The 12,114-nt window shown below is 58.4% G+C and carries 8 protein-coding genes and 2 tRNA genes; all 10 read left to right on the forward strand.

Translation table 11 applies throughout. The annotated features are described in order from the left end of the window. Positions 1 to 14: 14 nt before the first annotated feature. The 10 genes from BUB29_RS04035 (at position 15) to BUB29_RS04080 (ending at position 12,031) form a co-directional block, all read left to right on the forward strand. Positions 15 to 1,952, forward strand: coding sequence for an acyltransferase family protein (locus BUB29_RS04035; RefSeq protein WP_327020854.1), 1,938 nt, complete (start codon positions 15 to 17; stop codon positions 1,950 to 1,952). A gap of 255 nt (positions 1,953 to 2,207) precedes the next feature. Further along, entirely contained in the window at positions 2,208 to 3,230 is a 1,023-nt protein-coding gene (locus BUB29_RS04040) for a ribose-phosphate diphosphokinase (protein WP_033521570.1), read from the forward strand. Positions 3,231 to 3,383: 153 nt separating this feature from the next. Continuing rightward, positions 3,384 to 3,454: transfer RNA gene (locus BUB29_RS04045), tRNA-Gln, on the forward strand. A gap of 223 nt (positions 3,455 to 3,677) precedes the next feature. Further along, on the forward strand, positions 3,678 to 5,069 hold the full coding sequence (gene glmU / locus BUB29_RS04050) for a bifunctional UDP-N-acetylglucosamine diphosphorylase/glucosamine-1-phosphate N-acetyltransferase GlmU (RefSeq protein ID WP_033521568.1): 1,392 nt from the start codon (positions 3,678 to 3,680) through the stop codon (positions 5,067 to 5,069). A gap of 144 nt (positions 5,070 to 5,213) precedes the next feature. Then, complete coding sequence (rsfS, locus tag BUB29_RS04055; protein ID WP_033521566.1) at positions 5,214 to 5,645, forward strand: ribosome silencing factor; 432 nt, start codon at positions 5,214 to 5,216, stop codon at positions 5,643 to 5,645. Positions 5,646 to 5,749: 104 nt separating this feature from the next. Then, on the forward strand, positions 5,750 to 6,448 hold the full coding sequence (locus BUB29_RS04060) for a histidine phosphatase family protein (protein ID WP_033521564.1): 699 nt from the start codon (positions 5,750 to 5,752) through the stop codon (positions 6,446 to 6,448). A gap of 245 nt (positions 6,449 to 6,693) precedes the next feature. Next, positions 6,694 to 6,766: transfer RNA gene (locus BUB29_RS04065), tRNA-Ala, on the forward strand. Positions 6,767 to 7,204: 438 nt separating this feature from the next. Next, on the forward strand, positions 7,205 to 10,252 hold the full coding sequence (locus BUB29_RS04070) for a DUF7604 domain-containing protein (RefSeq protein ID WP_159430606.1): 3,048 nt from the start codon (positions 7,205 to 7,207) through the stop codon (positions 10,250 to 10,252). Positions 10,253 to 10,358: 106 nt separating this feature from the next. After that, the gene (locus tag BUB29_RS04075) at positions 10,359 to 10,580 is read left to right on the forward strand and encodes a hypothetical protein (protein WP_033521560.1); all 222 of its coding nucleotides are present in this window, start codon (positions 10,359 to 10,361) and stop codon (positions 10,578 to 10,580) included. Then, complete coding sequence (locus BUB29_RS04080; RefSeq protein WP_143155146.1) at positions 10,577 to 12,031, forward strand: SpaH/EbpB family LPXTG-anchored major pilin; 1,455 nt, start codon at positions 10,577 to 10,579, stop codon at positions 12,029 to 12,031. Before BUB29_RS04075 ends, BUB29_RS04080 begins: the two co-directional genes overlap by 4 nt. Positions 12,032 to 12,114 lie beyond the last annotated feature (83 nt).

A 12,114-nucleotide genomic window follows, 5' to 3' on the forward strand; every position in this document is an offset into this window, starting at 1 on the left:
AGAAGGGTCCACGCATGATGAGGAAGTTCGTCGGACTGGACGGTATCAAAGGTCTGGCACTGCTTGCCATCGTCGCATACCATTGCGCACAGGGCAATCTCCCCGGTGGATTCTACGGCGTCGACGTGTTCCTCACCGTGGCGGGTTTCGTTATGGCGACGAGCATGTTCCGCAAACTGTTCCGTGACGGCAAAATCAACTACTTCAGGTATGCGCAGAGGCGTTTATCCCGACTGTATCCGGCGCTCGTGCTCATGGTCGCATCCATGGTGACGTTCGCGAACGTCTTTGACCGGGACGCTTTGGTGGGTGTCTCGGGTCAGGTGCTCAGTTCGTTGACCGGATGGTACAACTGGCATGCGATCATCGGTGGGCAAAGCTACTTCGACCAGATGAACCCGCAACTGTTCCGGCACCTATGGTTCGTTGGTGTATTGCTGCAGTTCTACGTGTTGCTGCCGTTCATCGTGTGGATCATGTGTCGGATACGAAGCACGCGATTCTCGGTGGCGGTGCCGCTCGGTCTCGCCGCGCTCAGTGGCACGTTGATGTGGGTGTTGTACCAGCCTGACGGCGATCCGACGCGCGTCTACTTCGGTACCGACACGCATTCCGTGGGACTCATGTTGGGTGTCGCGTTCGCCTGGTGCGTGTGTACGTATGAGTACAACCAGCAGCGCCCCCTGTCCGCCTCGCAGACGGCAACGGCAACGAATCAGAAGAACGCCGGATTGCAGCCGCCGAAGCCTTTGCAGCCTCCACAGCCACCGTCCGGAATCGGCTACGCCATCGCGCCGATTGTTGGATTCGCCGCGTTCATCGTACTGGCGGTGCTCTGCTTCTGCGGCAGGCAGGATGCGTTCGCCTTCCGCGGTGGCATCATCCTCGCCAGCGTCTGCTCCATCCTGCTCATCGCCGGCACGATCAGCGCGAACTCCTGGATGCGTGAACTCATGCTGTTCAAACCGCTGGCGGCTCTCGGACGCCACTCCTACAGCGTGTACCTGTGGCATTGGCCGCTGTGGATCGTTGTCACGGCCACGGTCGGCAAAGGTGATCCGCGTAACGGCTGGGCGCTCATCCTGACCCTCGCATTGACCGCGGCATTCTCCGCCATCTCGTGGTATCTGCTCGAACAGACTGTCGCGCGGCATTCCGTGTCCTACGCGATCTTCCCGTATCCGGTCAGTCCGGAGGAGAAGAAAGCCGCGCAGATTCTACGCGCGGTACTTGTCGATGTGCTCGTCATCCTCGCCGTAATCGGCTGTGCCCGTGCCATCAATGAGGCTCCGGAGAAGACACAGATGCAGATTCAACTGGAACAGCAATCCCGTAAGCTCAAGCAGCAGCGTGGCCAGCAGAACGCCGGAGGCCCGGCCAAGCCCGCGCCGCCTAATCAGATCAAGCCCGCCGATCAGAAGAACTCATCCAAGCCGAAGGCGGCACCCAAGCACACCGCGCCCACAGGCGATCAGATCACCGCCATCGGTGATTCGGTGATGCTCGCCAGCAGCGGAGGTCTTACCGCCGTGTACCCGGGAATCGACATCAACGCCGAGGTTTCACGTTCCATGGCAGTCGCCCCCGGGCTTGCGCAAGCCGATGCGGCATCCAACACTCTGAGGCAGTGGGTTCTGGTCGGCTTGGCGACCAATGGCTACGTCACCGTGGATCAACTGGACCAGTTGCGTCAGCAGCTCGGGCCCGGCCACGTACTGGTCTTGGTCAATGCGCACGGCGATCGTGCATGGATCGGCGTGAACAATCAGATGTTCGCCTCCTACGCTGTCAGCCATGCCGCGGATACGGTTCTGGTGGATTGGGATGCGATGGCCAACCAGCATCTCGGCCAGTTGTCGTCCGGCGACGGCATCCACCCCAATATCGGTAGCGATATCTACGCACAAGCGGTCAAACAGGCGATCGATGGATGGATCGCCGCAGGGCACTGATCGGCCGGGGTTTTATTGCCGGGCGGCATCCGATATTGTTCGGGTGCCGCCCGGTTGACGTTCGGGGGCTTTCCGGGCGGCAACCATACTGACATGCCGCTAGGCGTAGGTCGGCGGTGCGACCCGCCACGCCGTAATCGCAAAGCATGGCGTGGGGGAGAGGAAGGGGATAGTCGCCGGGGAGTGTTCGCGGTCGGTGTTGGTCGCTACACTGGGAGCTTACAAGCCCATGACTAAACACACTTTTGGGAGATAATGGTGAGCGCAATCCTTGAAGGGAAGCCAGATAAAAACCTCATTCTCGTAACGGGAAGAGTTCATCCGAAACTTGCTCAGGATGTCGCCGATCAACTCGGCATCGATGTACTCGAAACCACCGCATACGATTTCGCCAACGGTGAGATGTATGTGCGTTATACCGAATCCGTTCGTGGCGCCGACGTATTCGTACTGCAAAGCCATTACCAGCCGATCAACAAGGCGATCATGGAACAGCTCATCATGATCGACGCGTTGAAGCGCGCTTCCGCCCGTTCCATCACCGCCGTGTGCCCGCTGCTCGGATACTCCCGTCAGGATAAGAAGCATCGTGGTCGCGAACCCATCTCCTGCCGTCTGGTCTTCGATCTGCTCAAGACCGCTGGCGCGGACCGCATCATGTCCGTCGACCTGCATGCCGCCCAGTCCCAGGGCTTCTTCGACGGCCCCGTCGACCATCTGATCGCCATGCCGGTGCTCGTCGACTATATTCGTGATCGTTTCCAAGATCAGCTTGACAATGTCGCCGTCGTCTCCCCGGACGCCGGCCGCATCCGTGTCGCCGAACAGTGGGCCCAGCGCCTTGGTGGTGGCCCGCTCGCCTTCGTGCACAAGACCCGTGACATCACCCGCCCGAACCAGGCTGTCTCCAATCGTGTGGTCGGTGACGTCGCCGGCAAGGACTGCGTGCTCGTCGATGACCTGATTGACACCGCCGGCACCATTGTTGGCGCATGCAACGTGCTGAAGAACGCCGGAGCCAAATCCGTGACCGTGGTCGCCACGCATGGCGTGCTTTCCGGCCCTGCCGTCGAGCGTCTCAAGAACTGCGGCGCCCGTGAGGTCGTGCTCACCGACACCGTTCCGATTCCGGATGAGAAGCGTTGGGATGGTTTGACCGTGCTTTCCATCGCGCCGCTGCTGGCCAGCGCCATCCGCGCGGTGTTCGAGGACGGTTCCGTCGCCGAACTGTTCGACACTTACCCGGAGCATCACGGCAAGGGATTCCTCTTCGCTTAGCATGCATTCCCTGAGTGGACGGCCGAAAATCAGGCATCCACTCAGGGAATCGCGCCGGAATCACGGCCATAATCGAAGAAAAAACGCCGCCGCGACACGTCGAACGTGAAACGTGTGGCATAATAAACACTTGGCGGGTTTCGCACTCGCCGTTCCCCCATGGTGTAATGGCAGCACACGGGTCTTTGGAACCCTTTGTCTTGGTTCGAGTCCAGGTGGGGGAGCCCATCATGAGACGGCTCTGCGGCATGCGTCGCAGGGCCGTCCTCGTATATTCGAGCGCTGCGGGATCCGGCATGACGCGCGTGGGCTGTTGATCGCCGATTCCCGGCGTCGCGCTCATCCGGGCGACAGTCTATGATGTTGTGCGAAACAACCGATGCCGAGACGCCATGCGCCGCAGCGGCGTCGCGCAGCATCATCCGTCAACGAAGGGAACGCACCTTTATGGCATCCTCGGCATTGTCCGCCGCAATCATCCTCGCCGCAGGCGAAGGCACCCGCATGAAGTCCTCCAAGCCGAAGGTGCTGCACACTTTTGCAGGGAAAACCTTCCTGAACCGTGTCATGGATTCCGTCGCCGCGCTGAATCCCGGCACCCTTGCCGTGGTCGTGCGCTTCCAGGGCGAGCGAGTGGCCGAAGCCGCACGTTCCTACAATGAGCACGTCACCGTCGTCGAACAGGACGACAAGCCCGGCACCGGGCGTGCAGTGCAGTGCGCCATGGAACAGCTCGCGGCGAACGGTGAGCTCACCGGTTCCGTGCTTATCGCGGCTTCCGACATGCCGTTGCTTGATACCGAAACCCTCGGCGCGTTGCTTGACTTCCACAACAACAGCGGCAACGGTGCCACCGTGCTCACCACCGTGCTTGACGATCCGACCGGCTACGGCCGTATCATCCGCGACAGCGAAGGCAACGTGCTGCGCATCGTGGAACAGAAGGACGCCAACAGCAGCGAACTGGCCGTGCATGAGGTGAACACCTCCGTGTACGTGTTCGATGCGGCGGTGCTGTCCAAGGCGATCAAGGGCCTCAACTCCAACAATGCGCAGGGTGAGTTCTATCTGACCGACGCGTTGGAGACCGCCAAGCAGGAAAGCGCCGTGGGTGCGTTCGCCGCGCCGGATCCGCTGAGCGTGGAAGGCGTGAACGATCGCGTGCAGCTTGCCGCGCTGGCCAAGGCGCATAACCTGCGTGTGTGCGAGTATTGGATGCGCGAAGGCGTCGACATTCTCGACCCGCAGACCACGTGGATCGAGGATGATGTGACCATCGGCCGCGACGCCGTGATCCTGCCGGGTAGCTTCCTGCAAGGTCATACCGTGATTGGCGAGAACGCCGTCGTAGGCCCGTATACCACGCTGATCGACGCCGTGGTGGATGAGGAGGCCGTGATGGAACGTTCCCGCGTGCAGGAATCCCATATCGGTCGCGGTACGAACATCGGCCCATGGACGTACCTGCGCCCGGGCAACGAGTTCGGCGAGGGCGCGAAGGCCGGCGCGTTCGTGGAAATGAAGAAGGCGCGTATCGGCAACGGCACCAAGGTGCCGCATCTGAGCTATGTGGGCGATGCCGAACTGGGCGACCACACCAACATCGGCGGCGGCACCATCACCGCCAACTACGATGGCGTGCACAAGAACCGCACCGTGATCGGCGCCGGATGCCATGTGGGCGCGGGCAACCTGTTCGTCGCCCCGGTCACGGTCGGCGACAATGTGACCACGGGCGCCGGCTCCGTGGTACGCCATGAGGTGCCGAGCGATTCCATGGTGTATTCCGAGAACACGCAGCACAACGTCGAAGGCTGGAAGCCGGCCTGGGAACGCTGAACGTCGCACGACGAACGCGTCGCATGTTGTTGCACGCGTCGAACGCCGAAGGACGCTCATCCCAGAGGCGACGTGACATACATACCGAAACCAACGGCAGACCGGTGACTTCCGGCTGCGATAACCACTTGTGAAAGGACATTCATGCCCGCATTGCAAACCTCCATCGACGACATCCGTATCGCGGCCGCGGCCGCGGACCGTATGAAGGCCGCCGACATCGTCGCCTTCGACGTGACGGTTCCGCTCGGCATCACCGACATCATGATGGTCGCCACCGCTTCCAACGAACGTCAGGTGCTCGCCGTCGCCGAGGAGATCGAACGCGACCTGTATCTGAAGTGCGGCAAGCGTCAGCCGCGCGAACGTGAGGGTCTGACGGAAGGCCAGTGGGTGCTGCTCGACTACGGCGATTACGTGATCCACGTGATGCACGAGGAATCCCGCAAGTTCTACAACCTGGAAAGACTGTGGCGCGACTGCCCGCAGATCGACCTGCAGCTCGAACACCCGGAAACCAGCGCATCCGCTGCGTCCGACGAGTCCGACGAATCTGCCGACAGCATCGAAGCTTGATATGCCATCGCCCGGAACCGGCTTTCGAATCGGTTCCGGGCGATGCCGTTTTCGTTCCCGAAACCCGCGCAAGGCCGGGAACCTTAGGGATAGGAAGGATTCCCATGCCACATCATGTACGTTCCATTTTCCTCGTCCGTCACGGGCGCACCTCCTACAATGCGGCGCATCGCCTGCAAGGGCAGGTGGATATTCCGTTGGATGCCGTGGGGGAATGGCAGGTCAGACAGACCGCCCTCGCATTGAAGGACCTGTATGTGGATAGAAGACCGCAAACCGATCATCAGCTGATCGTCTGTTCGGATCTCGGACGTGCTCGCGCCACGGCGCAGGCGTTCGCCGACGTGCTGGGCGACGCGCAGCTGCATCCGGACCCGCGTGTGCGTGAGCGCAGCTTCGGCGATTGGGATGGCCATGCCGTCAGCGAGCTGGCCGAAACGTACCCTGAGGATTTCAAACTGTGGATCGATCACAAGGACGGCGAGATGAAGTACGGTGCCGAAGCCAAAAGCGCCGTGGGTGCGCGTGGCGTCGCCGCGATCAACGACTGGGCGTTGCGTGCCGGGGAGGACACGGATTTGTACATCTTCTCCCATGGTGCGTGGATTTCCCAGACCTTGCAGACCCTGCTCGGCCTTAACCAGGTGGATCCGACGTTCGCCAGCATGCTTTCCATGGATAATGCGCATTGGGTGAGGCTGCTGCCGATGGACACCACTGAAGGCGGTTTGCGATGGCGTCTGAAGGACTACAATCACGGTCCCGCCATCGCCGACACGGACGAATGGGGGCGCGAACGCTGAGCAGGACGCATAACGCTGAACGTTGAGCGCTGAATGAACCAATGGCCCCATGTGTCTTCCCGTATTTCATTGGAAGACACATGGGGTTTCGCTTATCGTGGCGACACGCCGGCATGTATGGCTGAAATCGTTGGAATTCCGCCGAAATTTGCTTGTTGTTTTCACGTGCGACACGCCATGTTTTGCGTCCTTCGACATTCCGTCGTATTGTATACGAGGTTCGCAAAGAGCTGATAAATGAATACGGGGCTATGGCGCAGCTGGTAGCGCATCTCCATGGCATGGAGAGGGTCAGGGGTTCGAATCCCCTTAGCTCCACGAAAAGGTTGAAACCTCTTGCGTCGCGCAAGGGGTTTCTTCATATTTTCTAATCCTGTGCTAGTCTGCCCGTAAATTTCGGGATAACGGTTTTGCGGCACGTGCATCCCATGATGTTGTCTCTCAACAACGATTCAATACCCCCCTGATCTTTTATGCAGGGGGTTGATTCATCCCGGCGAGTCGTGCGTAGCCGTACAGCGGTTGAATCCATTGATTGCAACAGTTGCCTACGGTTGCAGGGCATTCCCCCTATGCCCCCTTTCTTGACAAGCTGATTCTTATTCTCAAGGAAAACAGGTTGAAAACCTGTGCTTGTACTGAGATGAGAGAACTGCTCTGCGTTCATGCGTTGTTGCAGAGTCCCAGAAGGGTGTGGCAGACATGAGAAAAACAACCTCCCCCCTATCCATTGCTGATTGGGCGAAGAACATAATCGTGACTTTCGTTGGGGCGGCGATGATCGTTGCTGGTGGCATTGAGACGGGTGCCGCCAATGCTGATGATGGCTTGGGGACGACAAATCAGACCGAAACCGTATCCAATGAAGATCACACCGGTTCCCAGCTTATCGATGAATCATTCAAGAATACGGATTTCGACAATGCTGGTAACTGGATCAAGGTTGGCGATGCCTGCCTTACCGCAGGGGCGAATGCCTGCACGAACACGCAGGACAGTTCTGCCGTTCAGGGGGTTGGGAACGGCAAAGGCTATCTGCAGTTGACCGACAACAGTCGTGGCAGAAGCGGTGCAGTGCTATACAATCAGGCCATTCCCTCCCGTCAGGGTTTGGATATCACGTTCGATGAATACGAGTATCACACAACCAGCCAAGGCGAGTACGGCAATACCGGCGCCGATGGCATGAGCTTCTTTCTGACGGATGGCGCTGCCACGTTGTCCAAGCCGGGCGCGGCAGGTGCGGGCTTGGGCTATGCGTCAAAAGATGATGACATCTCCAATGGTCGTGACGACAAGGAGGAGGGTATCGCCCAAGGTGTTTTGGGTATCGGCCTTGACATGTTCGGCAATTTCAGCAAGGAGCATGCCGGCAACCGTGAGGTCGGCGGGCAATCATGCCCGACCGCGTCGGGCGGCGACAGTGATTCCGTGACCTTGCGCGGTGCTGGTGCCATGGACTCCTCCGGTAAATGGCTTGATGGGTATTGTTGCCTGAGCACTCAGCCGAATGCCGGTCTGGCGACGAGTCCCGCCACCGCCGAGGAGAACGATACGAACGGCAAGACGGTGCGTATCAAGATTTCAGCACTTGAGGAAGGACAACAATATCAGAAATATCAGACCGTTACCGTGTGGATTGGCGGGCGGCAGGTGATGGTGTATCCGTTGGAGTACCAGTTGCCGACCACCATCAAGTTCGGTTTTTCCGCATCCACCGGTGGTAACCATCAGGTGCATCTGGTGCGGGGTTTGACCGCGTATTCGGTGACTCCGGTGAGCGCGATTAGCGTCACCAAGCAGGTTGACAAGGACCAAGTGCCGGCATGGACGCCGGAGTATGCCTTCAAAAGCGGCGACACGGTACCATACAAGTTCACTGTCGCCAATGGCGGCAAAGAGCAGCTGAACAATGTTACGGTTTCCGATCCCCTTATTGCGAACGTACAGTGCCCTTCGACACTGAACCCGTTGGAATCGGGCGAGTCCGTTACCTGTACGGGATCGCTCATTGTGAATGACGCGCAGGCCGCTGCCGGCAGTTTAACGAATACGGTGACCGCCACGGATTCCGTCGCGGTTCGTACCATGGCCAGCTTGGGTACGCCCGAACATCGCAAATGGGTGGAGAAGGTCAACGGCACGAACGACACCTATACGCTGAACCTTGATGTGAAGGGCAACGATTCCAGCTCCTCCATCACCATCGGTCGTGGCGCGGATGTGGTGGTTGTGTTCGACAAGTCGGGAAGTATGAAAGGGCAACGTCTGACCATCGCGAAGACGGCGGTGAAGAATCTGGCGAATGCTCTACTGACCGATGAGAACGGCAAGCTTGCACCGGGCAAACAGGTGCAGATGAGCATCGTGCAGTTCGCGACCAGCGCTGAGACGGCCAGTTCATTCACCGCTGATGCAGGCAGCATCACATCAACGGTGAATGGCATTACAGCTAGCGGTGGCACCAACTGGGAGTCTGCTTTGAAAAACGCCAACGCTGCGGCCAGCGGACGCGAAGGCGTAGCGAAGTATATCGTGTTTGTCTTCGATGGCAATCCAACGTACCGTGTGACCAGCTACCCGATTGGCTGCAACTGGTGGACCTGCAATCCAGATGGCGGCAGTGAAGGCCACTACGGCGAGGGAAACAACGATAGCTACGGTTACAACTATGACGCCGTGACTGCCGAAGCCAACAAGCGCGAGTCTGGAGTGATGTTATTCTCCGTCAGTTCATCCAGCGAGGCCAGCAAGATGGATGACCTTGCGAAGGATACGCATGGCACATATTTCGACGGCTCCGATTCCGAGAAGCTGATTAAGGCATTCGACGATATCGCGCAGACCATCATCAGCTCCAGCAGTTACACGATTCAATCCATCCAAGACACGTTGTCCGAATGGGTTGATCCAGCGTGGACTGGAGATTTGTCGCAACATATCAGGGTCTACAAGAACAATATGCAGCTCAACGACGGCTGGACCGCATCATACGATGAGGCCGGCAAGAAGGTTGCGTTGACATTCAACCCTGCGGTGACCGCCACGAAAAATGATGTGTTCCGTATCGCCTTCAATGTCAAGCCGAACGATAAGGCATATGAGTACTACGCTTCGACCGGCTATCCGAGCGGCAGTGTCGGCGATCCCGGCACCGGTGACATCTCTTCCGGTCAATCCGGTTTTGCTACCAATGCTGATGCTTCGGTGAACTATTGCGTGGTCACCTCCACCGCAGGTGGCAACGGTACGAGAAACTGCAAGAGTTCGAATTATGCCAAGCCGGTTATTCCCCTGACCAAAGGTACGCTCACGGTCGTTAAGCACTGGGTCGATGGCTCAGGCAGGACAATCAGCGACCCCAGTGTGGAATCGGTCACTGTGAACGTCAAGCAGGACGGCGTGCAATACGCCCAAGGCAAAGTAACACCTGCCGGACCTGATAATGACGATGCGAAGCCCGAAGACAATTGGACATGGTCGAAATCCGTAGCAGTCGGCTCCGGTGACAAAACCTACACCGTTGAGGAACAGTCCTTGCTGGGCTGGAAACCGACCTATGAGATCAGCGTGGTCGGTGGAGCTACGGCCAATGGAAACACGGGCGCGACATTCACAGGCGGTGCCGCCGGACAGTCGGCGACCATCACCATAACCAACCACCAGCTCTCCACATCGGTGATCCCCCTGACCGGTGGGTCGACGGAACGTGACTGGTTGGCGACGGCTTTGGGTCTGGGAGGTCTTGCCCTCCTTCTGGTAGGTGTATCCAATTTGTGGATGCGTGGCAAACGACTCGACTGAATGTTTCAGATTGTGGATCGCGGAGATCCACGGAGGCCTTATAGCGGCTTCATGCCTCCGCGGTTGCAGAAAACAGCAAACAACCAATAGAGAAAGAAGGATTCCCATGAGAATGAGGAAACTTTTCGCCAGCATTGCCGCTGTGGCGACAATGCTGGGCGGTATGGCGTTCGGCGTCATGAGCGCTGCCGCCGCAGACAGTAACCAAACGATCACGATTCACAACTCGCAGTCGGGGCACGCCTATAAGGCCTATCACAAATCGCCACTTTCAGCAACAAACAGTCGACGGAGGCAGATGGCAAGAAAACCGCATTCGTGGACGTGAATACCGTCACGGGTATGGAGAAAGCCGTGTATCTGGCTGCCGCCGCGGCCAAGAATGTTACCGCATTGCCCACCGAGTACGGCGTGGTCTCCGGTACCGGTGATGCCGCGGATTATTCGGCAACGAATCCTGCGGCCTATGTTGCCACATTCGATGCGAATACCTTGCGTAAGTTTGCTGATGAACTGGATCGGTACCTTACGGCAGACGCGCAGTATACCGTGAATGGCAGCACTCCTTCGGGCTCCGATGTGACGCTTTCCATGCCGGAAGGCTGGTATGCCGTCAAGGACACGAAGAATGCCCAGTCGGTTAAGGGGTCGACGGCCATCGTCGCCACCACCGTTGCGGGCGCGGATGGTCTGACCATCGCGTCTCCATATGAGGAGGGACAGCAGAACATCACCGAGCCAGGCCAGGTGAACGCGAAATCGGAAGACAAGCCTGCTGGCGATAAGACGTCCGATAAGAATGGTACGGCCGTGGGCGTGGGTGACTCAGTCCGTTACACGCTGACTTCGTATGTGCCTACCAACTACTATGAGGCCAACACCACGTACAACGTGACGTTCAAGGATGTTCCCGGCACCGGTCTGACTGTCAACCGCAATACGGCCGATTTCAAGGTCAACGGTACGCAGATCGGCACGCAAGCAGGTCAGGTGAACGCTGTCTTCGGCGGTGAACTGACTAATGAAAGTTCTTCGTTTGATGGTGATGGTACTAAGTTCTTCACCGTGAGCTTGGATAAGGATGCCATCGAGACCGCTCTTGGCAATAATCCCGTGGCCGCCGCGAACGGCTATTACAAGCTTGAGCTCACATACACCGCCAAGGTGAACGCCGCTGCCGGCGGCGTGCTTGAAAACACGTACCACGAAGGCGATGCCACGCATACGAATACGGTGAAGACCGGCTCGTTCAGCTTCCAGAAGATCGGCGTAGGCGACGATAAGGCCGGTTTGAACGGTGCCGAGTTCAAGATCTACAAGACTGGTGCCAATGGTGATAAGACTGGCGAGCCATTGTGGTTCACCGCTGCCGGCGGCACATACAAGCTGTCCGCCACGCAGGAAACCGCCACCGGCAATACGCAGACCTTGGTCACCGCCACTGTTGATGGCACGAAGGGTAAATTGGTCGCCAATGGCCTTGCAGCCGGTACATACGTGGTCGAAGAGACGAAGGCACCTACCGGGTATGCCGAGAACCTGGAGGTCACGTTCAACGTCACCGTCAAGAACGACGGCATCGCCGAGCTTGTTCAGGATGCCAAACATCAGGTTGATCCCAAGACGGGAACTGTTCTGAACGTGAAGTCCATTACACAGTTGCCGCTTACCGGTGCCGCGGGCACGGCATTATTCACCGTGATCGGTGTGCTGCTGGTCGGTGCAGCAATGACGGTGCTTGTGAAGTCGCGTTCCGTTAAGCATCAGCTGGAGAGGTAACGGGAAAGCCGTTGTCGACGGTTTGAAAACTGGTGTCAGGGTTGTGTATCGCCGTGGCACCAGTTTCCTTGTATTCACGGAAG

The organism is Bifidobacterium merycicum DSM 6492, from assembly GCF_900129045.1.
GTDB lineage: Bacteria > Actinomycetota > Actinomycetes > Actinomycetales > Bifidobacteriaceae > Bifidobacterium > Bifidobacterium merycicum.

Bases quoted from the DNA above. Each gene is read 5' to 3' on its own strand.
- BUB29_RS04035 (WP_327020854.1), top strand. From the start codon at position 15: ATGATGAGGAAGTTCGTCGGACTGGACGGTATCAAAGGTCTGGCACTG.
- BUB29_RS04040 (WP_033521570.1), top strand. From the start codon at position 2,208: ATGGTGAGCGCAATCCTTGAAGGGAAGCCAGATAAAAACCTCATTCTC.
- glmU (WP_033521568.1), top strand. From the start codon at position 3,678: ATGGCATCCTCGGCATTGTCCGCCGCAATCATCCTCGCCGCAGGCGAA.
- rsfS (WP_033521566.1), top strand. From the start codon at position 5,214: ATGCCCGCATTGCAAACCTCCATCGACGACATCCGTATCGCGGCCGCG.
- BUB29_RS04060 (WP_033521564.1), top strand. From the start codon at position 5,750: ATGCCACATCATGTACGTTCCATTTTCCTCGTCCGTCACGGGCGCACC.
- BUB29_RS04075 (WP_033521560.1), top strand. From the start codon at position 10,359: ATGAGAATGAGGAAACTTTTCGCCAGCATTGCCGCTGTGGCGACAATG.